Origin of the sequence: Nocardia sp. No.11 (assembly GCF_038752175.1) — a bacterium.
GTDB lineage: Bacteria > Actinomycetota > Actinomycetes > Mycobacteriales > Mycobacteriaceae > Nocardia > Nocardia canadensis.
Genome location: NZ_JBCGFB010000106.1, coordinates 1 through 20894 on the forward strand (window position 1 = coordinate 1; position 20894 = coordinate 20894).

A 20894-nucleotide genomic window follows, 5' to 3' on the forward strand; every position below is an offset into this window, starting at 1 on the left:
GGCGAGTGCCTGCGGGCGGCCCGCGCGCAGTTGGGCGAAGGCGAGGTCGCGCGGCGCGGCGAGCCGGTCGGCCTCGGCATCGGTGTCGGCGCAGATCGCCGAGGCGGCCACGATCGTGTACGGCTCGCTCAGCACGTCCGAGGGCCGGAAGTTGTCGCGATAGAGGGCCAGCGCGGCGGCGGTGTTGTCCGGGGCGATGTGATGGGCGAACGCGAAGGGCAGCCCGAGGACCGCCGCCACCTGGGCGCTGTAGCCGCTCGAGCCGAGCAGCCACACCGCCGGTTCGGTGCCGCGGCCGGGGCTGGCGACGATGCCTTCGCCGTCGGCGCCGCGGAAGAACCCGATCAGCGCGGTGAGCTCGCGGGGGAACGACTCGCCGCCGAGCCCTTCGGCGCTGCGGCGCAGGGCACGCGCGGTCACCGGATCGGTGCCGGGGGCACGGCCGATCCCCAGATCGATCCGGCCGGGATGCAGCGCCTCGAGCGTGCCGAACTGCTCGGCCACCACCAGAGGCGGATGGTTGGGCAGCATCACCCCGCCCGAACCGACCCGGATGCGCGAGGTCGAGGCCGCCAGATGCGCCAGCACGACCGCGGGCGCCGAGCTGGCGATGCCGGGCATGTTGTGGTGCTCGGCCACCCAGAATCGGCGAAAGCCCAGTTCCTCGGCGTGCTGGGCCAGCCGCGTGGTGGCGCGCAGGGCATCGCCCGCGCTCACGTCGGCTTGCACCGGCGCCAGATCCAGAACCGACAGCGTGACCGCGCTCATGAGCCTCCTCGACCGTGACGAACCCCCGCAAGGGGCAACTCGTGCGCGGCGGCCGGTATTTCCGTGCCCGCGGTGGGGGTGACTGGGGCCACGCTTGCCGGGCGGTAGCGTGCAGGACTGATCGACGCGACGGAAGGACACGATCCATGTCAGCTGACGGCCCCGGGCTATCCACCGCAGCCGTGCAGGCGCCCACTCCGACGACCGAATCGGAGGGCTACGCGCGGGGGCTGAGCCCGCGCACCATCCAGATGATCGCCATCGGCGGCGCGATCGGCACCGGCCTGTTCTACGGCTCCGGCACCGCCATCGAGCAGGCCGGGCCGTCGTTGATCCTGGCCTACCTGGCCGCGGGCCTGGCGATCTTCGTCATCATGCGCGCGCTCGGTGAGTTGCTGACCTATCGACCGGTGTCGGGCAGCTTCGCCGAATACGCGCACGAATTCCTCGGCCGCTTCGCCGGTTTCGCCACCGGATGGTCGTACTGGGCGGTGTGGGTGTCGACCTGCATGGCCGAGATCACCGTCGCGGGCAAATACGTGCAGTACTGGTTCGACATCCCGCAGTGGGTGACCGCGCTGGTGGTGCTGGCGGTGCTGTTCGCCGCGAACCTGATCTCGGTCCGGATCTTCGGCGAGGGCGAGTTCTGGTTCTCGGCCATCAAGGTGACCGCGATCCTGGCGATGATCCTGATCGGCATCGGCGTGCTCGTGTTCGGCTTCGGCCATGCCGCGAACCCGACGGTGACCAACCTGTGGGCCGACGGCGGGGTCTTCCCGCACGGCTTCGGGCAGACCCTGCTGGTGCTGCAGATCGTCGTGTTCGCCTATGTGGGTGTGGAACTGGTGGGTGTGACGGCCGGGGAGGCCCGCGATCCGAAGGCCACCCTGCGCAAGGCGATCAATACGCTGCCGTTCCGCATCGGCCTGTTCTATGTCGGCGCGCTCGTGGTGATCATGTCGGTGGCGAGCTGGCGGACCTTCCATGCGGGCCGCAGCCCGTTCGTGGAGGTGTTCGAGCAGATCGGTATTCCCGCCGCCGCGGGCATCATCAACTTCGTGCTGCTCACCGCGGCGCTGTCGTCGTGCAACTCCGGCATCTACTCCACCGGCCGGATGCTGCGCAGCCTCGCGCTGCGCGACGAGGCGCCCGTCGGCTTCGCGAAGCTGAGCAAGCAGTCGGTGCCGTTCACCGGCATCTGCGCCTCGGCCGCGGCGATGGTCATCGGCGTCGTGGTCAACCTGATCTCGCCGGACAAGGCCTTCGCCTACATCACCTCGGTCAGCACCGTCGGCATCATCGTCGTGTGGGGCGTGATCCTGATGTGCCACCTGAAGTATCGCGCCAAGGTTCGGGCGGGGGAGCTGCCCGCCAGTGACTACCGGCTGCCCGGCGCGCCCGTGACGAACTGGGCCGCACTGGGATTCCTCGGCCTGGTCGTGGTCCTGCTGCTGTGGACCGACGGTGGGCGCACCGCGCTGGTCGTCGGCGCGGTCTGGGCGGCGCTGGTGTGCCTGGGCTACTACGCCTTCGGCCGCCGTGGCGTCGCGCACACCGGCTGAGCAGCACCCCCGTTTGCTGGAAAGCCGCTGGCAGACAAGCGTTTTCTGTCATACCCCACCGGTATCGTCGAAGGGTCACACAAACGAGCCCGGCGCGAGTGTGGCCGGGCGGTGCGAGAACGGGGGCACGGGGATGAGTGACGACGACCGTGGCGATCTGCAGCCACCGAGCAGGCATGGGACCACCTGGCGCGAATCGGAGTACCGGGTCCTGGCCGACGATCTGCGCGCGGGGGCCGACCTGGCGCGCACCGCGAGGACGGTGGGGCGCACCGAGTCCGCGGTGCGCGCGGCCCTCCGCAATTTCGTGCCACCCGAGGAACGGGTGCCGACGGCCGAGCGGGAACGCTGGATTCGCGGCAGGCTGGTCGCCGAGCCCGAATGGGATTGGTGGGCGGTGGTCGTCGATCAGCACCGCCGCACCCGCAGCGGGCTGTGGTTCACCCGGCACGAACACTGCGCCCGGATCGGCTGGCGCCGGCGCACGCCGATGACCGCGCTGGCGCAGGAATTGGGGACCTCGGAGCTGTCGGCGGCCGAGCTGCTGCGCTCGCTCGGGCTCGTCGCGAGCCTCGAGGAGGCGGCCGACCAGCTGGGCGCGACGCCGGGACTGGCCCTGGCCAAGCGGGTCTCGGCCCGCCGCGACGACGCCGTCGGCGCCCGGTGGATCCTGGTGATCGACGGCGCGGCGGGCACCACCCGCTCCCGCAACGCCCCGGTCCGCAGGCAGGTCTCCCTGCACGAGACCCGCGCGGCCGCCGAGGCAGAACGCGATCGTGTGCTGGCCTGGCACGCGCGCGTCGGTGTCGGCGAACCGGAATCGACGGTGTGGTGGACCATCGCCGAGCGCGGCCTCGGCGCGACCACCGGCCACACCCGCTGCGGCACCTTCGATCCCACCGCGGCGTTCGGCGGCCCGGTCCGGGCCGAGGCGCTCACGGTCGGTGACGTCATTCGCGTCGGCGTCCCCGACGGCGGCTTCCTCCAGGACCGGATCACCGCGATCGCGCAGGTGGGCCCGGGCGCGCCGATCGTCGTCGACCTGGCGCCCGTGGCCAATTCACGGGTACGCCGGGTCGTCGAGTTCGCGCCGGGCGAGGTCGTCGACGTGGTGCGTGGCCTGGCGGAACGCGCGAGCTGACGCTCAGTGCCGAGGTGATCCGCGCAGCACCGCCCGGATCACCTCGGTACGCAACGGGAAGTCGAACTCGCCCTGTGCGGTCTCCGGTGTCGCGCGCAGGTAGTCCCGGATGCGGTCGAGCAGCGCGGTGCGCTGCTCCGGGGAGATCACCACGGTGTGCGAATGGGTGCCGATCGTCGTGACCAGCGATTCGGCGGTGCGTCGCTGTGCGTGCGTGAACTCCGCCTTCTCGAATGCCGTGAACAGTGGATGCGCCGGGAGCTGGTCCTCGGTCTCGGACGGGGTGAACGACACCGCCGACCGGGAGATCCGCTTGAGCCCGGCCACCCACTCGGTGCTGTCGTCGTCGGTATTCCAGAACGCCGCGAACACCCCACCCGGCCGCAGGACCCGCGCGATCTCGGGGAACGCGCTGTCCTGATCGAACCAGTGGAACGCCTGCCCGGCGACCACCGCGTCCACCGAGTCGTCGGGCAGCGGAATCGCCTCCGCCGCACCGGCGAGCGCCCTCACCGCCGGATACCGCCGCACCAGCTCCGCGAGCATCGCCGCATCGGGTTCGACCGCGATGGCCGTCGCTCCGGCCGCCAGCAATCCGTCGGTCAGCTTGCCGGTGCCCGCGCCCAGATCGAGGACCACCGGGTCTGTCCGCCCGACCCGGGCCAATGCCCACCGGATCGCGGCCGCCGCGTAGTCCGGCCGGTGCTCGGCGTACACCGCGGCCTGCGCCCCGAACGACCTCGCCCGACTCGCCCGTCGCCCCGCCGGATCCGTCGAATCCCCTGTTCCCCACACCGTCTCGACCCTACCGGCGCGCACCCCGGCGGTGCAGCGCAGCTCCGCCGGTGGCGTCCGATCGTTCGGCACTGCGCCGAGAGCTCGTGTGGCCGAGCGGGTTCGATCGGCCCAGTATCTAGCGCGTGTGTCGTGGCCGCTGGCAGTGAGGGTTCGGTGCCGCGACCGAATGCTCGTGCGGCGTAGCGGGGATCAGTCGACCTGGACGTCGGCGGGGGCGGTGGGCCGTGCGCCGGGCATGGTGGCCGCGGCGGCGAGCAGGACGACCGACATGGCCAGGAGGGTGACGAACACCAGGTGGATCGCGTCGGCGAGTTCGCCGGGGTCCGGGCGGTCGGCCGCGTCGACCCGCGCGTTGACGATGGCGCCGAAGACGGCGACGCCGACCGCGCTGCCGATGGAGCGGGCGAACATGGTCGCCGAGGTGACGACGCCGCGCTCGGACCAGGCCGCGTCGGTCTGGGCGGCGATCAGCGTCGGGTTGGCGACCAGGCCCATGCCCGCGCCGATGAGGAAACAGGCGCCCGCGAGCTGCCACGGACTCGCGTGATCGCCGATCGGCAGCAGCGTCAGGCAGCCGAGGACCGCGATCACGCTGCCGATGAGCGCGGTCGTGCGGAAGCCGAGTCGCAGGTAGAACCGGCCTGCTTGGGAGGCGGTGATCGGCCAGCCGATGGTCAGGGCGCCGACGGTGAGGCCGGCGAGGGTGGCGGTGGTGCCGAGGACGCCCTGGGCGAAGGTCGGGACATAGGAGGTGAGCCCGAGCACGATCGCGCCGATCAGCATCGACACCGCGCTCGCCGCGACGACCACCCGGCGGGTGAAGATCCACAGCGGCAGAATCGGATTCGCGGTGCGGTGCTCGACGACGCCGACGACGACCAGCACGACGGCGCTGCCCGCGAACAGCGCCAGGCTGACGGGGGAGTTCCACGCCCACGACTGGCCGCCCTCGAGCAACGCGAGGATCAGCGCGCCCGCGCCGAGGGTGAGCAGGGCCGCGCCGAGATAGTCGACGTGTCCGCGCGCCCGGCGCGGGGCCGGCTCGGTGAAGTTGCGCAGCAGCATCACCCCGGCCAGCGCCGCCAGCGGCAGGTTGACCAGGAAGATCCAGCGCCAGCTGGCGAAATCGGCGAAGGCGCCGCCGACCAGGGGGCCGAGCACCGCCGATCCGGCCCACACCCCGGCCAGATAGCCCTGTACCTTGGCCCGCTCGGGCAGGGTGTACAGGTCGGCAGCGATGACCATCGTCATCGGCTGGATCGCGCCCGCGCCGATGCCCTGGATCGCCCGGAACGCGATCAGCGCCACCATGCTCGTGGCGAGCCCACACAGCAGCGAGCCCAGCGCGAACACCGCGATGCCGAACAGGATCACCGGTTTGCGGCCGACGGTGTCGGCGATCTTGCCGTAGATCGGCACCGTCACGGCCTGGGTGAGCAGATAGATCGAGAACAACCACGGGAACAGCGCGAATCCGCCGAGATCGCTGGTGATGGTCAGGACGCCGGTGGCGATGATCGTCGAGTCCAGCGCGATCAGACTCGTCGACATCATCAGCGAGGCCAGGATCGCGCCGCGTTCGGAGCGCAGCCCGACCGCGGGACCTGCGGTATCGGTCGCCACCACCGCTCCCTTCATGAGCTCAACTAAACAAATACAAAGTATCGTCCCAGGAATTCGGGTGCACCCGAACGGACCCAAGGGGCGCGGTCAGTCCGCGGCGGCGGCGGCGAAGGTGGCGGCGATATCGGCCGCGGTCACCTTGGCGAGTTCGACGAAGAACGGCACCCGTTCGTCGATCATCAGCGTGACCGGCCCACGCAGGCCGAGCGCGAAACGGCACCGGCCCTGCGGGTCGAGGATGGGCATGCCGATGGTGCGGTAGCCCGGATCGAGCTCCCGGTCGTTGAAGGCGTAGCCGCGGGCCCGGGTCGCGACCAGTTCCGCGCGCATCTCCTCGGCGTTCGACACCGACCGCTCGGTGCCCTCTTCGTAAGGAAGGGAACGCAATTCGTCGTTGTCGACGTCGGACCATGCGAGCAGTGCCTTGCCGAGCGCGCTCGCGTGCAGCGGCAGGCGCACGCCCTGTAGCTCGTGCCCGTCGCTCTCGCGCCAGCGGCTCGTGCCGAGCAACACCGCGTGGATGCCGTGGCGGGTGGCGACCGACCCGGTGGCGCCGGTGGTGGCCGCGAGCTGCTCGAGATACGGCTCGGCGAGGTAGATCTTGTGCTGGCGGTAGGCGATCTGCCCGTACTCGGCCAGCGCGCCACCCATGCGGTAACGGCTCGATTCGGCGTCCTTCTCCAGGAATCCGGCCTGCACGAGGGCGCTGAGCAGTCGGTGGGTGGTGCTCACCGCCAGGCCCTGGGCGCGCGCGACCTCGGAGACGCCCCGTTCCTCGCCGCCGCGGAAGCAATCGAGTACCGACAGGGCCCGGGTCACGGTCTGCACGCTGGAGGTCTCCACGGAGCCGACGGTAACACAGCGGTTCGGCGAGACGCCTCGTCATCTTTCCGATATTCGGAAAGGGATGGGGGTCTGTCGCGGAAGTGGCTATAGATCGCCCGATCGGCGGCTGTCAAGCTTTCCGATCCTTGGAAAGACATACCTCGTTCGGCGACAGGGCCGCTCCTACGCTGCGAAAGCACTACCCGCCCTTCCCCGAACACAGGAGCCCCGATGTCCCGCAGGCTGCCGGCCTTCTCGAGGATCGCGCTCGCGATCGTCCCCGTCGTCGCCCTCGTCGCGGCGTGTGGCTCCGGCTCCACGCCCGAACCGGGCGCGCAGGCCTCGTTCGTTCTCAAGGTCACCGATCCGGGCAATACCGGACCGCTCGCGGTCGGCAAGCGCGACGGCACTTTCGACGCGGCCCTGGCTCCGCTCGGCGCGAAGATCCAATGGGTCAGCACCACACCGGGTTTCAGCTCGATGCTGAAACTGTTCAACACCGAGGAGCTCGACGTCTCCGGCGCCGCGTTCAGCCCCGTCGTGGGGGCGCTGTCCAAGGACGTCGGCGTCAAGATCGTCGCCGTGGCCGATCCCGCCGGTCAGGATCAGAGCGGCATCGTCGTCACCCCCGAGTCCGGGGTCACCTCGGTCGCCGGGCTGGTCGGCAAGCGGATCGCGGTCAACCCCGCGGGCAAGGGCGAGTACATCACCCTGAAAGCCCTGGCACAGGCCGGCATTCCGGCCGACGAGGTGACCAGGGTCCCGCTGCAGCAGAAGGACGCCGCCTCGGCCTTCGCCACCGGCAAGGTCGACGCCTGGGCCTCGTTCCTGGTGCCCTACCAGGAGGCCAAGGCCGCCGGCGCCCGCGAGATCGTCACCGAGAAGGCCATCGGCTCGCACGACAACACCGTGGTCGTGTTCCGCACCGAGGTCCTCGAGCAGCGCCCGGACGTCGCCGCCAAGTACCTGGAAGTGCTGCAGGGACTCACCGCCGAGCAGAAGGCCGCGCCCGCCGACTTCGAAAACGTCTTCGACAAGACCGGTCCGCGCGCGCTGACCGGTGACCGCCTCGCCGACGCCGTGCGGGTGGGCTCCGAGGTCACCGTGCCGCGCCTGCCCGCCGAATCCGACGCCGCCGCCCTGGCCGACGTGGTGAACACCTTTGCCGACAACGGCGTGATCAGCCGTCGGATCACCGCCGCCGACATCTTCTACGACCTGCGCTCCAAGCTCAGCCCCGAGCAGCTGGCAGCACTGAAGGAAAAGTGACATGACCACCCTCGAACTGGCGCCGCCGCGGGCCCGGGTCACCGGGCAGCGTCCTCGGTGGCTGTCCCTCGGCCTGCGTGCCGCGCTGCCCGCGGCCATCGTGGCGGCCTGGTGGGTCGGCTCGGCGAGCGGGGCGATCTCGCCCCGGGTGATCGCGAGCCCCGGCGCGGTCTGGGCGGCCTTGCTGGAACTGCTCGACGGCGGCCGGCTGATCGACTTCGCGCTGGCCTCCTTCGGCCGGGCCGCCGCCGGCGTCGCGATCGGCGTCTCGGTGGGCCTGGTGCTCGGGCTGCTGTCGGGGCTGTCGAGCCTCGGCGAGGAACTGGTCGACTCGACGATGCAGATCGTGCGTGCGGTGCCCTTCCTCGCGCTGGTCCCGCTGTTCATCTCGTGGTTCGGTATCGACGAGCTCTACAAGGTGCTGCTCATCGCGGTGGCGACCACCGCGCCGATGTATGCCTACACCTATCTGGGCGTGCGCAATGTCGACCGCAAGATGGTCGAGGCCGCGCGCAGTTTCGGACTCACCGGCACCCGGCTGGTCGCCGAGGTGATCGTGCCCGCCGCGCTGCCCGGCATCCTGATGGCGCTGCGGATCTGCCTGTCGATCAGCATCACCGGCCTCATCGCCGCCGAGCAGGTCGGCACGCAGGAGGGCGTCGGCTATCTGGTGACGCTGGCCCAGGAATACAACCGCACCGACTACATGGTGCTGTGCGTCGTGCTCTACGCGCTGCTCGGTCTGGTGTTCGACGCACTCGTACGGCTCGCGGAACGCTACGCGATGCCCTGGCGCAAGCAGGTGGCGATCCGATGACCACGACAGCGGCCGCGCCCGTCGAGCCTGCGGTCGATCAGCAGGCGCCGGTGGCGGTCTCGATCACCGGGCTGCGCAAGGCCTTCGGCGACAAGACGGTGCTCGACGGCGTCGACCTGACCATCCGGCGCGGCGAGTTCGTCGTGCTGCTCGGTCCGAGCGGCACCGGCAAGACCACGCTGCTGCGCCTGCTCACCGGCCTGGAGGTGCCCGATGCCGGGGAGGTGCTGGTGCCGCCGCGCCGCACCACGGTCTATCAGGAGCCCCGGTTGATCCCGTCCAAGCGGGTGCTGGCCAATGTGCTCGTCGGTCTGCGCCGCACCAAAGCGCAGCGCGAAGCGGGTCTGCGGGCCCTGAGCGAAGTGCACCTCGACGGCAAGGCGGGCCAGTGGCCCGCCACCCTGTCCGGCGGCGAGGCCCAGCGCGCCGCCCTGGCCAGGGCCCTGGTCCGGGAACCGGAACTGCTGCTGCTCGACGAGCCGTTCGCCGCGCTGGACGCGCTGACCCGGCTCCAGATGCAGGACCTGGTCGGCGATCTCGTCGCCCGGCACCGCCCCGCCGTCCTCATGGTCACCCACGACGTCGACGAGGCGATCCGGCTCGCCGACCGGGTGATCATCCTCGACCACGGTCGCTTCGCCGTCGACGAGGCCATCGACCTGCCCCGGCCGCGTGACCACGCGGCACCCGAAACCCTCGGTTACCGAACGCAATTCCTCGCCCAACTGGGCGTCGGACCACACATCAGGAGCCTGTCATGACCGAAACCCTGTGGTACACCCGCTGCCCCGTGCCGACCGCGAGCGGTCTCGCGCACAGCCTCGGCTGGCTCGGCGAGACCGCCGCGAGCGCCGGCCTCGACTTCGGTGTCCTGCAGGACGCGGGCCCCGAACTCGCCGGCCACCACTTCCTGCACGATCTGTCCGGACTGATCCGCGAGGGCGGCAACGTGCCCGCGCTGGCGGCCCGGGCGCAGGGCTCGCCCACCCGGCTGATCGGCCTGACCTGGATCGACGAATCCCAGGCGATCCTCGTCGGCCCCGACTCGCCGGTCACCGACGCGGCGGGCCTGGCCGGACTGCGGCTCGGCGTGCCCGCCTGGGCGCAGGACCAGGCCCGCAGCTTCCCGCGGGCGATGGCACTGCACGGTTTCGCCAACGCGCTGCGCCCGGCCGGGCTGACCTTGGCCGACGTGCGCGTCACCGAACTCGACGTCGACCGGGATCCGCAGGTACGCACCGCGATCCAGTCGGCCCGCCGGTCCACCACCTGGGGTGTCGAGGAACTGCTGGCGGGCACGGTCGACGCCGTCTACGTCAAGGGCGCCCGCGCGCAGGAGGTCGCGCGGGAGCACGGGCTGCGCGTCGCGGTCGACCTGGACGCCTCGGCCACCAAGCACTTGCGCGTCAACAACGGGACCCCGCGACCGATCACGGTGCACGCGGACCTGCTCGAATCCCGGCCCGAGGTCGTCGTCGGCTTCCTCGCGCAGAGCCTGCGCGCCGCCGACTGGGCCGCCGGGGACCTCGACAGGGTCCGCGCGGTGCTGCAACGCGAAACGCTGTCCGGCCCCGAGGGTGTCGTCGCCGCCTACGGCGACGAGTTCCATCGTGGGCTGCACCCGTCGCTGAGCGAGGAACGCATCGAACTGCTCGGCGTGCAGAAGCAGTTCCTCTACGCCCACGGCTTCCTGGCCGCGGACTTCGACCTCGAATCCTGGGTCGCCGCCGAGCCGTTGGCCCGGGCGAAGGAACTCGTCGCCGCCGAGCGGGTGCCCGCATGACCGAGTTCGTCTGGACCCTGCCCAGTCGGGGCGACGGTCGCCGCGCCGTCCCCGCGCTGCGCGGTCGTGGCGGATTCGGGCCGCAGGCGCCGCGCACCGAGGCCACCGATGTGCGTCCCGGCCGGTTCGGCCCGTTCGACGATCTCGCCCAGATCGTCGACGCCGCGGAACTCAACGGCTTCGACGGCGTACTCGCGCCCTATGATCCACTCGGCGAGGAATCCTGGATCGTCGCCGGCGCCGCGCTGCGCTCGACCCGCTACGCGCGGGTCACCGTCGAATTCCAGCCCGCCTTCGGCACACCGGTGTACGCGGCCAAGATCTCGGCCACGCTGCAGCGGCATTCGCGGGGCAGGCTGAACTGGCGGCTCGCGGTCGAGACCGACGACGCCGAGGCCCGCTCGCGCGGCGACCAGGTCGGCGGGGACCAGCGCTACCGGCGCGCCGCGGAGTTCCTCACCGTCGCCCGCGGGGTGTGGAACGAAACCGAGGTCGGCGCGGCCGGATTCGCGGGCACCGGGTTCGAATACGCGGGGCAGTACTACGACGTGATCGACGGCGGGTTCCGTGGCATCCTGTCCGGCCTGCCGTTCCCGACGGTCCATCTGAGCGGCACCTCGGCGGCCGCGCTGGAGCTGTCGGCCGCGCACGGCGACGTCCACGTCTTCGGCGAGGAACTCGACGGGATCTCCCGCGCCGCCGCGGAACTGGGGGAGCGGGCCGCCGCCGTGGGCCGCCGGGTCCGGGTGGCGCTCGACCTGCCGATCATCGCCAGGGAGACCGAGGACGAGGCCTGGGCGCGCGTGCACCGTCAGTGGGAGGAGCTGGGCCGCACCGATTCCGCGGCCGCGCACGCTCTCGGCGACGGCCGCTGGGCCGGCTTCGACGCGCTCGGCTACGGACAGCGCATCGGCCTGGTCGGCAGCTACGAACAGGTGGCCCGTCAGCTGTCGGTCTACGAGCTCGCCGGCGTGCAGAGCTTCGTGCTGTCCGGTCATCCGCAGATCGAGGAGATCCACCGCGCGGGCGAACACCTGCTGTTCCTCGCCGACCCGGCAGGCCGCACCCTCAGCACCGCGCAGGAGCTCACCGCATGACCATCGACGTCTACTGGCGCATCGGCATGGAAGGCGACCACGCCTCCCTGCGTACCCCGCGCCGCTACAACCGCGGCAACGCCGGCGGCTACGGTCCCGGCAATCTCGCCCCCGCCATCCGCGGCGGCGCCCTGGACGAGTACAGCTATCTCGACCACGTCGCCGCCGTCGCCAAGGCCTCCGAATCGGCGGGCTTCCTCGGCGGTCTGCTCCCGTCGTTCCCGGTGACCGACGATCCGTGGGCCGTGGCGTCCGCGCTGGCCGCCGAGACCACCACCTACCGCTTCATGGTCGCCTTCCAGCCCGGGTTCCTGCACCCGGTGCAGGCGGCCAGGATGTCGGCGAGCCTGCAGCGCGCCACCGGCGGCAGGCTGGTCTACAACATCATCAGCGGCGGCGGGGGACCGGCGCAATTGTGGTGGGGCGACAAGGTGTCCCACGACGACCGCTACGCGCGCACCAGCGAATTCCTCGACGTCCTGCGCGGTGTGTGGGACGGCGAACCGTTCGACCACGACGGTCGCTTCTTCCGCACCGCCGGGGCCGCGCTGCCGTCCGGTCTGGCCGGGCAGCCGTTCCCCGAGGTGTACTTCTCGGGGTCCTCCGGCGCCGCGGTGGCCGCCGCGGGCCGCCACGCCGACTACTACCTGTCCTGGCTCGAGCCGTTCGCGGACCTGCGCGCCAAGTTCGACGGTGTCCGGCGCAACGCCGAAACACTTGGCCGTGCACCGAAGTTCGCGGTCCGCGTCGACGTCGTCGCCCGGCACACCGAGGAAGCGGCCTGGGCCGAGATCGAGAAGGGCTGGGCCTTCGTCGACCGCGACGCCGCCAACCGCGCCGCCCAGGGCGACTCGGTCGGCGCGGCCAGGATCGCCGGCTGGGTGCCCGAGACCATCACCGGCTACCGCGATCTGGAAGTCCAGCCCAATGTCTGGTGCGGCTTCAGCCTGATCCGCGGCGGACCCGCCTTCGGTCTCGTCGGCAGCTACGAGCAGGTCGCGCAGCGGCTCGACGAACTCATCGACCTCGGCGTCGACGCCTTCATCCTCGCGGGCAACCCGCACCTGGAGGAGGCCTACCGGGTGGGCGAGGAAGTGCTGCCCCTGCTCGGCCGATCCCGGCTCACCACCCCGTCCACCGACACCGTCCTCGCGACGGTCCGATAATCATAGGAGTCCTTCGATGACCACCACCGAAACCCGTCTGCCGGAGGCCGTCGCGGCCTTCGTCGCGGCGGCGACCCGCGACGCCGAGACCGCGTTCCGGGTGTTCCGCGAGACCGGCACCGTCACCGGCAACGGCACTGTCAACTTCGTCGAGCGGGTGCCGGGCGAGGAGATCGCCGTCGCGCTCAACGAGCCCGGCCCGTGGGCGGCCGAGCGCACCGTCGAACCCGTCGTCGCCACCTTCGACGGGCACGTGCTGTCCGGCAAGGGATCCGCCGGTTTCGTGACCGGCTACGCCGAGGTGTTCCGCGCGCATCCGGAGATCACCTCCGTCGTGCACATCCACACCCCGTGGCTCGGTGGCTGGGCGCAGACCCATCGCACCCTGCCGATCCGCTACGCCGCCGCCCAGCGGCTGACCCTGTCGCGGGAGATCCCGCCGCACATCGACCGCACCATCGGGGCGGGCGAGTTCATCCTGAACAAGCTCGAGACCGACCCGCACCTGGTCGCGATCTTCGAGGCCAACGGTGGTGCCAATGTGCTCGGCCGGGCCGGACTGCTGGAACTGGCCGAGTTCGTCGTCCTGCTCGAGGAGGGCGCGCAGTATCAGGCCATCGCCGAAACCCTCGGCGGCTCGGTCGAATTCGATCCCTCCAATCTCGCGGTGCAGTGGCACCGGAGCGGCCTGGCCGAGGAGGCCCGTCGGCTCGGCCTGATCGGAGACGCCCGATGAGCCTGCGCGTCGGGTACTTCCCGCACAACAACTCGCTGTTCGTCCTGCGCCACCGGGGCATCCTGGAGCGCGCGATCCCCGACGTCGAGTGGGTCGATCTGCGCGCCCTGCCGCAGGCCGAGCGCGTCGACCCCACGACCGGTCTGCCCGGCGAGCACTCGGATTGGTTGTTCACCGAAGGCGGCTACGACATCATCGGCACCGGCTTCACCCCGCCGTTGACCGCGCTGGCCAATCAGCGCGACATCGTCTACCTCGGCATCTCCGGCCCGCGGGTGGAGAACGGCAGGCTGGTGGCGACCGCCGCGAGCGGCATCACCTCCGCCGCCGACCTGAAGGGCAAGCGGGTCGGCATCGCGCACGGTTCGTGGCAGACCACACTGCTGCTGTTCGCCCTCGACCGGGTCGGGCTCAGCTGGGCCGATGTCGAGCCCGTCGACGTCGACGTGCGCGGTGGCGGCGCCGCGCTGCTGTCCGGGGAACTCGACGCGTGGGTCGGCACCTATCCCGGCCTGCGGGAGGTCGAGGCCGCCACGGAGTTGACCACGCTGGTCGACACCGCGTCGGTGTTCAGTCACCCGTCGCTGTGGTTCACCCGCCGCGATCTCGCCGAGCACAACCGGGCCGCGGTCGAGGCGGTGCTGGCCGCGCTGCAGGAGTCCGACGCCTGGATCGTCGCCGACCCGCGCGCGGCCGCCCAGTACTTCGTCGACGACGCGCGGTCTCGCGACCTGCCCGCCGACCTGGACGCCTGGGAAGCCGCGCTGCGCGGCCGCCCGTTCGGCGTGCACCCGGTGAGCGAGGACTTCCTCGACGAACAGCAGCGCGCCGCCGACCTGCTCGCCGCCAACGGTCTGCTCCCGCGCGCGGTCGACGTGCGCTCGGCGGTCCTGCCGTGGATCGGGGAGATCCTGGCCGAGAAGGCGCCCGCCGCGGTCTGAGCCCGAGCCGACGATGCCCCGGAACCGAATCGGTCCCGGGGCATCGGTCGGTGTGGGTTAGTCGCGCTGTGCGCCGGTGACCCACACCGGTCCGGTGAGCAGCCAGATCACGGTGATCACCCCGAGCGAACCGAACACGCCCATGAGTTGCTCGCGCTGCTGGGCGTCGGCCACCGTGTAGCTCAGCGCCAGTGTGAGCGCGCCGGCGATGGCCGCCGCACCGAGCCAGCGCGCGAAGTCGGCCCACTCCTTGCGGGTGCGTTCGGGACCGTACTTCGGCACCTTCACCGGCGGCGGTCCACCGGCGAAGCGGTAGGCGAAGCGCGCGTCGAGCCACTCGATCAGCCGATGCCCGAACATCACCGTGCAGCCGAGATAGATGCCGGCCAGCCGGTGGGCGAAACCCACCTCGCCGCCGCGGTGCAGATCGATGGCCACCGCGACCACCAGGACCACGTCCAGCACCGGAACCAGCGCCAGCGTGATCAGGCCCGCGCGGCGCAGCCGCACCACATAGCGCAGCAGCAGACCACCCACCACCAGCACCCAGAAACCGACCTCGCACGCGGCGATCGTCAGCAGTACGGGGTTGTTCAATGCGTCCATTTCCCTACTGTGCCGGGCCCACCGGTGCGTCGTCGTCCCGCTGACGGCGCGGGTGTGGTCCACCTTTCGGGGGACCCGAGGCGCGGTCGCGGTGTGCTGAAATGAGGCATGCCCGCTGCCCGCCCGTCCCTGTCCCGGCTCGTGGCGGTGTTCGACACCGCGACCGCGGCCGCCGTCGGGGTGTTCCTGGTCGGGGTGCTGTTGTGGGTCGCCGGCGGCTGGCCGGTGGTGATGGATCGCGATCTGTATCCGGCCGCCGCGAAGCTGGCGCTGCTGTGCGCGGCCTTCGCGATCCAGCTGACCGCGCAACGCAGGCCGGGCCTGGCCTTCGGGCTGATGGTCGTGCTGCTGGCCGGTGACTTCGTTCTCGGACCGTCGTTGCCGCTGTGGATCGCGCTGTCGGACGTGATCTACCTGGCCGTCAGCACCGGGTCGGATCGGCTCGGCGCGGTGGTCGCCGGGTTCGCGCTCGCGGTGACCGCGGGCGGAGCTCTGCTGGCGCTGACCGTGCTGGGGCTCAGGGCGGCCATCTACACCGTCCTGATCGCTGTCGCGATCACCTGGTCACCGGTGGGCTACGCCCGGTCGGTGCGGGCCTCGCGCCGCATGGTCGGGGTCGAACGCGCCGCGGCCAGAGCCGAACTCGCGGCACGCGACGCCGAGCGATCGGCCGCGCTCGGTGACGAACGCAGACGGGTCGCCCGGGACCTGCACGACACCGTCGCCGGTCACCTGTCGGCGGTCGCGATCCTGGCCGAGGTGGCGCAGAAGAAGCCCGGTGATACCGCCGTCCTGCAATCGATCCGCGCAGGCAGCCTGGCCGCGCTCGACGAGATGCGCGCGACGATCGACCTGCTGACCTCCCCCGGCGACACCGCCGTCACGGCGCGGCTCTCCTCCCTGGACGGGCTGATCGACGCCGCCGAGGCGGCGGGCGGGACGGTGACCCTGCGACGCCAACCCGACCTGCCGCTGTCCACCGCCGTGGAAGCGGTGCTCACCCGCATCCTGAGCGAGACGATCGCGAACGCGACCAAGCACGCGCCGGGCGCGCCACTGGCCATCGACGTGCGCCGCGACGCGGGCCGGGTGGTCGTGACGGCCGCGAATCCGATCCCGCCGGGTCGGCCCGAGGGGGAAGGAAACGGATTGCGCAACATGATCTTCCGCGCCGAATCGATCGACGGCACTCTCACCGCGGGCGCCGAGGACGGCATCTGGCGCGTGCGCGCGCGGCTGCCGCTGGGGGAGCGATGACGGTCACGGTGGTGGTGGCCGACGATCACGCCACGATCCGGGCCGGGATCACCATGCTGCTCGAGTCGTCCGGGCAGATCCGGGTCGTCGGCGAGGCCGGCGACGGTGTCGCCGCGCTCCGCCAGACCCGCGCGCTGCGTCCGGACGTGGTGCTGATGGACGTGCGCATGCCGCGCGTCGACGGGCTCGAGGCCACCGCGGCGGTCGTCGCCGAGACGGCCGCGAAGGTCCTGGTGCTCACCACCTTCGCCATCGACGACTACGTCCTGGGCGCGCTTGCGGCGGGGGCGAGTGGCTTCCTGCTCAAATCCGTCGGTGGCGACGAGCTGGTGCGTGCCGTCCTCGCCGTCGCCGACGGTGACGCGGTGCTCGACCCGAAGGTGACCCGCGCGGTGATCGCCGCGCTGCCCCCGGCGACGACACAGGCGCCGCCGCCGGACCTGTCCGCCCTCACCGACCGCGAACGACAGGTGCTCGCCGGTCTGGGGGCCGGGCTGTCGAACCAGCAGATCGGCGGCCGCCTGCACATCGGCGAAGCCACCGTGAAGACCCACGTCTCGCGGGTGCTGACCAAACTCGGTGTGCAATCGCGCGTCCAAGCCGCGGTGATCGCCACCCAGGCGGGGCTGGAACCGTCCTGACCGTGCCACGGCGATGCCCCCGCGGACCGGTGTCGGTCGCGGGGGCATCGGGGTCGGCGGGGCGGTGATCAGCGTGCGGGGTGTGGGTCCGTCCGATCGTGACGGATCCGTCGAGATTCAAACCAATAGGTCAGGGAGACGGTGGCGTAGGAAGCCACGACCACTGCTGCGGTCACCAGAAGAAGCGCGACGATCAAGGAAATCAGGAAAGCCATGTGCCCTCCTCGCGGTACGGTAGATATGCGATGAAGGTGGTGGTCAGCGCCTCGTCGCGCCGATTCCGGACAAGCCCCGCGCTGTCGATAGTAGGGGCACGGCGCGACGGTGACACGGCCCGACGAGTGTGACGCCGGTCATGATCGTCGCGGAGTGTCGGCTACCCCATCGAAGCGGCCTGAGGTTGAATGTTCAATGGATCTGGGGTTCTACCGCGTCACGAGTTCTCGACATCGGCTTCACCACGAACATCCGACGAAGGAGCACGATCGTGAGCATGATCCTGGCTGTGTTGGACGGCGCTGTTCTCGCGCAGGTCGGCAATCCCACGCCGGAAGCCCCGCCGATGGCGGAGAAGATCTTGCAGTTGGGCCGGTACTTCACCTGGATGATCCTGCTGTCCGGCGTCACCGCCATCACCTACGGTGGCGGCCGGTTCGCCTGGGAGAAGTGGAGCGGCGGCGGTCTGCAGTCGCCGAAGATGATCGCCAGCGCCATGGCGGGCGGCGCGGTGGCGACCAGTGCGGGCACGATCATGAACGCCGTGATCGGGGCCTGACCACCGGCCCCGTGGCGCGCGGCCCCGGCTAGGGTCGGGGCGTGCGTATCTTCCTCGCCGGCGCCACGGGCGTCATCGGAACGCGATTGCTGCCGTTGCTGATCGGCGCGGGCCATGAGGTAGCCGGCCTGACGCGCTCCCCTGGCAAGGCGGCGGCGATCCGCACCGCCGGAGCCCAACCGATCGTGCAGGACGTCTACGACGCGCCCGGCCTGGCCGCGGCGGTCACCGCCTTCGCGCCCGATCTGGTCATGCACCAGCTCACCGACCTCCCCGATGATGTCGCCGAGCTGGCGAGCTCCGGCGAGGCGAACGCGCGCATCCGCACCGAAGGCACCGCGAATCTGCTGGCCGCGGCCGCCTCCGCCGGCGCGGAGCGCTTTCTCGCCCAGAGCATCGCCTGGCAGCCGCCCGCGGGCCGCGGCGCGGTGATCGCCGCGCACGAGGCCGCAGTGCTCGGCGCGGGTGGTGTCGTGCTGCGTTACGGCCAGTTCTACGGTCCCGGAACGTATTACGAGTCGACCCCGCCGGAGCATCCGCGCGTCCACGTCGACGCGGCCGCCGCGCGCACGGTCGCACTGCTCGACGCGCCCACCGGGACGGTGGTCGTCGCCGAGCTGCAATAGACGAACGCGCAGACCTGCGGCGGTTCGATAGAAGCTATCTATCATGATGGCCATGGAGCTGCGTCATATCCGGTACCTGCTCGCCGTCGCCGACCACGGGAACTTCACCCGGGCCGCCGAATCGCTGCACATCTCCCAGCCGACGCTGTCCCAGCAGATCAAGCAGCTCGAGCGGCTGCTCGATGTGCAGCTGCTCGACCGTTCCGGCCGGACGGTAACCCTCACCGACGCCGGCCTGGTGTACGCCGAACACGCGCGTAACGCGTTGCGCGACCTCGAAGCCGGGGAGCGCGCCGTTCACGACGTGCAGGACCTGACCAGGGGGCACCTGCGGGTGGCGATGACGCCCACGCTCACCGCCTATCTCATCGGTCCGCTGATGGATCGGTTCCACCGCGCGCATCCGAAAGTCACCGTGTCGGTCACCGAGACCACTCAGGATCGGCTGGAAGAGGACCTGCTCGCCGACGCCATCGATCTCGGCATCGCGTTCAGTGGCACCCACACGGCGGGGATCGACGCCACGGCCCTGTTCACCGAGCACCTGAGCCTGGTTGTCGGCGCGGACCACGCCCTCGCCACGCACGCGGGGCCGCTGCCGATCGCCGATCTGGCGGTCCAGCCCTTGGCGCTGCTCAGCCGCGATTTCGCGACCCGCGTCCATATCGACGGCTACCTCGCCGACCATGACGTGGCCCCGCGTGTCGCGATCGACGCGAATTCGATCAGCGCGCTGGTCGAGTTCACCCGGCGGGGCACGCTCGGCACCGTCCTGCCCGATGCCATCGCTCGCGCCCACCCCGACCTGCGCCCGGTCGCGCTCGTGCCCGCGCTCCCGAGCCGGACGGTGGAGTTGCTGCGCCGCCGCACGGTCTATCACTCGGCGGCCGCCCGCGCCTTCGCCGCGATCGCCGAGGACGTCGGCGCCATGTCATAGAAGCCATCACATCGAACTGTGAGAACAGCGTATCGGGAGCTGCAGCTCACCTGAGACGCAGCCACTCCGGTGCGCGATCCAGGCGCGGCAAGGTGTCGGAAATCTGCGTGACCAGCTGCCAGGGGCGGTTCGTGTCGGTGGCGGCCTTGCCACTGGTGAGGATCGCGCCCGCGAGGCCGCGTTCGGGGTCGGCCCAGCCGTACTGGGTCGTCAGACCGCTACGGCCGAAGTGGAATCGGGTGTCGCGGCCGAATTTCGATCGGCGACCGCCCAACTCGAAGCCCGCGCGGCTGACCCGGCCCGCCGCACCGGGAATCCGGTCGGCCGGCCGGATCGCGTCGGCGAGCGTAGTGGGGTCGATGATCCGGATGCCGTCGAGTTCGCCGCCCCGCGTGAGGATTTCGTAGAAGCGGGACAGTTCGAACGCGGTGGTCACCAGGTTGCCGGAGGGCAGTTCGGCGGTGAGGAACGCGTCGTTGTCGGCCTTGGACGCCTTGTCCATCCGCCCGCCCAGCGCCTTGCGCGCGAGAAGCAGCGACAGCCGCGACGGTGGCGGACCGGTCTTCACGCTCGGCACGACCTTGTCGAGATCGGCCGGGTCGACGCCGAAGTTGTTCCAGCGGAAGCCGAACGGGATCAGGACCTGCTCGGCGAGGTGCTCGCGCATGCGCTTGCCGGTCGCCCGCTGGACCAGTAGTCGCTGGATCAGGCCGCTGGTCAGCGCGTGGTAGACCCGGAAGCGGCCGGGCGGCCAGCTCGGCACGAGATCGGCGAGCGCCGCGACGGCAAGATCCTCGTCGGGCACGACCTCGCTGCCCCGGTAGGGCGGCGTGATGAACGGGACCCCCGCCGAATGCGACAGCACAGCACCGATGGTGATCCTGTCCTTGCGATGCGCGGCGAACTCCGGAATGTAGTCGCACACCCGGTCGTCGAGCGCGAACGCGCCCTGCTCGACCAGCATGGACATCACCGTCGCGGCGACGCCCTTCGCGGTGGAGAAGCCACAGAACGGGGTGTCCGGTGTCGCCAGGATCTTCTCGGCGTCGGGAGCGTCCCTCGGCGCGTTGCCCCACCCGTGACCGATCGTCCGGTTCAGCACGATCCTGCCGTTGCGTCGCAGGCACACCTGGATCGCCGGCGAGGTTCCCAGCGCGTACCAGTCGCGCACCGCATCCCACAGCCGCGCGACCGCCACGGCGGACGTGCCGGCCTCGACGGGGTCGTCCTCGTGGCCGATCGTGGTCACCGTGTCCAGGTCCTCGGCGACCGGCACCAATGTGGCGGGGGTTGCGCTCATGCGACCCAGCCTATCGACGCCGCGGATCACCGACACCGTGACGCGGGCATCGCGGGCCTGTGAACTGGGCAGATGCCGGTGAGATCGGCTCGATGGAAACCGCGGGTGGACCGAACGCCGGGCCGGTCACCAACGGCACCGACGCCGCAGCGGCGTCGCGTGTCGCCGAGGCGCACGTCGCCCGGTGTCGTCGGGGTGGGGCGGCCCTGCCCGGCCCGGACCGACC

At 71.0% G+C, this 20894-nt stretch carries 22 protein-coding genes; 15 read left to right on the forward strand and 7 right to left on the reverse strand.

Going from position 1 to position 20894, the window contains the following annotated elements; all coding sequences use genetic code 11:
- On the reverse strand, positions 1–768 hold a 768-nt coding region (locus V8688_RS24765), incomplete at its 3' end, for an LLM class flavin-dependent oxidoreductase (protein ID WP_342801803.1).
- 146 nt (positions 769–914) lie between these two features.
- Between V8688_RS24765 and V8688_RS24770 the strand changes: the two genes are divergently transcribed.
- Positions 915–2330 (forward strand): amino acid permease, encoded by a 1416-nt coding sequence (locus tag V8688_RS24770; RefSeq protein WP_342801804.1) that lies wholly within the window; start codon positions 915–917, stop codon positions 2328–2330.
- Positions 2331–2463: 133 nt separating this feature from the next.
- Positions 2464–3471: a hypothetical protein gene (locus V8688_RS24775; protein ID WP_342801805.1), complete on the forward strand. Its 1008-nt coding sequence runs from the start codon at positions 2464–2466 to the stop codon at positions 3469–3471.
- Between the two features lie 3 nt (positions 3472–3474).
- Here V8688_RS24775 and V8688_RS24780 read toward each other — a convergent pair whose 3' ends face one another.
- The 3 genes from V8688_RS24780 to V8688_RS24790 all read right to left on the reverse strand — a co-directional run bounded on the left by V8688_RS24780 (position 3475) and on the right by V8688_RS24790 (position 6735).
- Positions 3475–4266 carry a class I SAM-dependent methyltransferase gene (locus V8688_RS24780; protein WP_342801806.1) on the reverse strand — a complete coding sequence of 264 codons (792 nt, stop codon included), beginning with the start codon at positions 4264–4266 and terminating at the stop codon, positions 3475–3477.
- A gap of 192 nt (positions 4267–4458) precedes the next feature.
- Positions 4459–5892, reverse strand: a complete 1434-nt coding sequence (locus V8688_RS24785; protein ID WP_342801816.1) for an MDR family MFS transporter — start codon at positions 5890–5892, stop codon at positions 4459–4461.
- 87 nt (positions 5893–5979) lie between these two features.
- A complete protein-coding gene (locus V8688_RS24790; protein ID WP_342801807.1) occupies positions 5980–6735 on the reverse strand; it encodes an IclR family transcriptional regulator in 756 nt (251 codons plus the stop codon).
- Positions 6736–6948: 213 nt separating this feature from the next.
- Here V8688_RS24790 and V8688_RS24795 point away from each other — a divergent pair, with 213 nt between their 5' ends.
- From V8688_RS24795 to V8688_RS24830, 8 genes are read left to right on the forward strand one after another with little or no spacing between them, the layout of a single operon-like run.
- A complete protein-coding gene (locus V8688_RS24795; RefSeq protein ID WP_218717426.1) occupies positions 6949–7986 on the forward strand; it encodes an NrtA/SsuA/CpmA family ABC transporter substrate-binding protein in 1038 nt (345 codons plus the stop codon).
- Position 7987: 1 nt separating this feature from the next.
- Positions 7988–8803, forward strand: coding sequence for an ABC transporter permease (locus tag V8688_RS24800; RefSeq protein ID WP_218717427.1), 816 nt, complete (start codon positions 7988–7990; stop codon positions 8801–8803).
- Positions 8800–9564 (forward strand): ATP-binding cassette domain-containing protein, encoded by a 765-nt coding sequence (locus V8688_RS24805; protein WP_218717428.1) that lies wholly within the window; start codon positions 8800–8802, stop codon positions 9562–9564. The genes V8688_RS24800 and V8688_RS24805 overlap by 4 nt, the downstream gene beginning before the upstream one ends.
- Positions 9561–10586 (forward strand): ABC transporter substrate-binding protein, encoded by a 1026-nt coding sequence (locus V8688_RS24810; RefSeq protein WP_342801808.1) that lies wholly within the window; start codon positions 9561–9563, stop codon positions 10584–10586. The genes V8688_RS24805 and V8688_RS24810 overlap by 4 nt, the downstream gene beginning before the upstream one ends.
- Positions 10583–11683, forward strand: a complete 1101-nt coding sequence (locus V8688_RS24815) for an LLM class flavin-dependent oxidoreductase (RefSeq protein ID WP_218717430.1) — start codon at positions 10583–10585, stop codon at positions 11681–11683. The genes V8688_RS24810 and V8688_RS24815 overlap by 4 nt, the downstream gene beginning before the upstream one ends.
- Entirely contained in the window at positions 11680–12849 is a 1170-nt protein-coding gene (locus V8688_RS24820; RefSeq protein WP_342801809.1) for an LLM class flavin-dependent oxidoreductase, read from the forward strand. The genes V8688_RS24815 and V8688_RS24820 overlap by 4 nt, the downstream gene beginning before the upstream one ends.
- 16 nt (positions 12850–12865) lie before the next feature.
- Positions 12866–13585 carry a class II aldolase/adducin family protein gene (locus V8688_RS24825; RefSeq protein ID WP_342801810.1) on the forward strand — a complete coding sequence of 240 codons (720 nt, stop codon included), beginning with the start codon at positions 12866–12868 and terminating at the stop codon, positions 13583–13585.
- The gene (locus tag V8688_RS24830) at positions 13582–14526 is read left to right on the forward strand and encodes an ABC transporter substrate-binding protein (protein WP_218717433.1); all 945 of its coding nucleotides are present in this window, start codon (positions 13582–13584) and stop codon (positions 14524–14526) included. Before V8688_RS24825 ends, V8688_RS24830 begins: the two co-directional genes overlap by 4 nt.
- A gap of 57 nt (positions 14527–14583) precedes the next feature.
- On the opposite strand, the gene V8688_RS24835 is transcribed toward V8688_RS24830, so the two are convergent.
- Positions 14584–15132 carry a hypothetical protein gene (locus V8688_RS24835; RefSeq protein ID WP_218717434.1) on the reverse strand — a complete coding sequence of 183 codons (549 nt, stop codon included), beginning with the start codon at positions 15130–15132 and terminating at the stop codon, positions 14584–14586.
- Positions 15133–15240: 108 nt separating this feature from the next.
- On the opposite strand from V8688_RS24835, the gene V8688_RS24840 reads away from it, so the two are divergent.
- Positions 15241–16389 (forward strand): histidine kinase, encoded by a 1149-nt coding sequence (locus V8688_RS24840; protein WP_342801811.1) that lies wholly within the window; start codon positions 15241–15243, stop codon positions 16387–16389.
- Positions 16386–17030 carry a response regulator transcription factor gene (locus V8688_RS24845; RefSeq protein ID WP_218717435.1) on the forward strand — a complete coding sequence of 215 codons (645 nt, stop codon included), beginning with the start codon at positions 16386–16388 and terminating at the stop codon, positions 17028–17030. Before V8688_RS24840 ends, V8688_RS24845 begins: the two co-directional genes overlap by 4 nt.
- Positions 17031–17098: 68 nt before the next feature.
- Here the strand turns inward: V8688_RS24845 and V8688_RS24850 are convergent, their stop codons facing one another.
- Complete coding sequence (locus tag V8688_RS24850) at positions 17099–17245, reverse strand: hypothetical protein (RefSeq protein WP_342801812.1); 147 nt, start codon at positions 17243–17245, stop codon at positions 17099–17101.
- 278 nt (positions 17246–17523) lie between these two features.
- On the opposite strand from V8688_RS24850, the gene V8688_RS24855 reads away from it, so the two are divergent.
- From V8688_RS24855 to cynR, 3 genes are read left to right on the forward strand one after another with little or no spacing between them, the layout of a single operon-like run.
- Entirely contained in the window at positions 17524–17805 is a 282-nt protein-coding gene (locus tag V8688_RS24855) for a hypothetical protein (RefSeq protein ID WP_218717450.1), read from the forward strand.
- Between the two features lie 41 nt (positions 17806–17846).
- The gene (locus V8688_RS24860) at positions 17847–18431 is read left to right on the forward strand and encodes an NAD-dependent epimerase/dehydratase family protein (protein ID WP_342801813.1); all 585 of its coding nucleotides are present in this window, start codon (positions 17847–17849) and stop codon (positions 18429–18431) included.
- Positions 18432–18483: 52 nt separating this feature from the next.
- Positions 18484–19368 (forward strand): transcriptional regulator CynR, encoded by an 885-nt coding sequence (gene cynR, locus V8688_RS24865; protein ID WP_342801814.1) that lies wholly within the window; start codon positions 18484–18486, stop codon positions 19366–19368.
- Between the two features lie 46 nt (positions 19369–19414).
- On the opposite strand, the gene V8688_RS24870 is transcribed toward cynR, so the two are convergent.
- Positions 19415–20668 carry a serine hydrolase gene (locus V8688_RS24870; protein WP_342801815.1) on the reverse strand — a complete coding sequence of 418 codons (1254 nt, stop codon included), beginning with the start codon at positions 20666–20668 and terminating at the stop codon, positions 19415–19417.
- Positions 20669–20894 lie beyond the last annotated feature (226 nt).

Coding starts and splice junctions, on each gene's coding strand:
- V8688_RS24845 (WP_218717435.1), top strand. CDS start 16,386: ATGACGGTCACGGTGGTGGTGGCCGACGATCACGCCACGATCCGGGCC.
- V8688_RS24775 (WP_342801805.1), top strand. CDS start 2,464: ATGAGTGACGACGACCGTGGCGATCTGCAGCCACCGAGCAGGCATGGG.
- V8688_RS24810 (WP_342801808.1), top strand. CDS start 9,561: ATGACCGAAACCCTGTGGTACACCCGCTGCCCCGTGCCGACCGCGAGC.
- V8688_RS24840 (WP_342801811.1), top strand. CDS start 15,241: ATGCCCGCTGCCCGCCCGTCCCTGTCCCGGCTCGTGGCGGTGTTCGAC.
- V8688_RS24815 (WP_218717430.1), top strand. CDS start 10,583: ATGACCGAGTTCGTCTGGACCCTGCCCAGTCGGGGCGACGGTCGCCGC.
- V8688_RS24850 (WP_342801812.1), bottom strand. CDS start 17,245: ATGGCTTTCCTGATTTCCTTGATCGTCGCGCTTCTTCTGGTGACCGCA.
- V8688_RS24800 (WP_218717427.1), top strand. CDS start 7,988: ATGACCACCCTCGAACTGGCGCCGCCGCGGGCCCGGGTCACCGGGCAG.
- V8688_RS24830 (WP_218717433.1), top strand. CDS start 13,582: ATGAGCCTGCGCGTCGGGTACTTCCCGCACAACAACTCGCTGTTCGTC.
- V8688_RS24820 (WP_342801809.1), top strand. CDS start 11,680: ATGACCATCGACGTCTACTGGCGCATCGGCATGGAAGGCGACCACGCC.
- V8688_RS24870 (WP_342801815.1), bottom strand. CDS start 20,668: ATGAGCGCAACCCCCGCCACATTGGTGCCGGTCGCCGAGGACCTGGAC.
- V8688_RS24770 (WP_342801804.1), top strand. CDS start 915: ATGTCAGCTGACGGCCCCGGGCTATCCACCGCAGCCGTGCAGGCGCCC.
- V8688_RS24835 (WP_218717434.1), bottom strand. CDS start 15,132: ATGGACGCATTGAACAACCCCGTACTGCTGACGATCGCCGCGTGCGAG.
- V8688_RS24825 (WP_342801810.1), top strand. CDS start 12,866: ATGACCACCACCGAAACCCGTCTGCCGGAGGCCGTCGCGGCCTTCGTC.
- V8688_RS24795 (WP_218717426.1), top strand. CDS start 6,949: ATGTCCCGCAGGCTGCCGGCCTTCTCGAGGATCGCGCTCGCGATCGTC.
- V8688_RS24855 (WP_218717450.1), top strand. CDS start 17,524: ATGATCCTGGCTGTGTTGGACGGCGCTGTTCTCGCGCAGGTCGGCAAT.
- V8688_RS24805 (WP_218717428.1), top strand. CDS start 8,800: ATGACCACGACAGCGGCCGCGCCCGTCGAGCCTGCGGTCGATCAGCAG.
- cynR (WP_342801814.1), top strand. CDS start 18,484: ATGGAGCTGCGTCATATCCGGTACCTGCTCGCCGTCGCCGACCACGGG.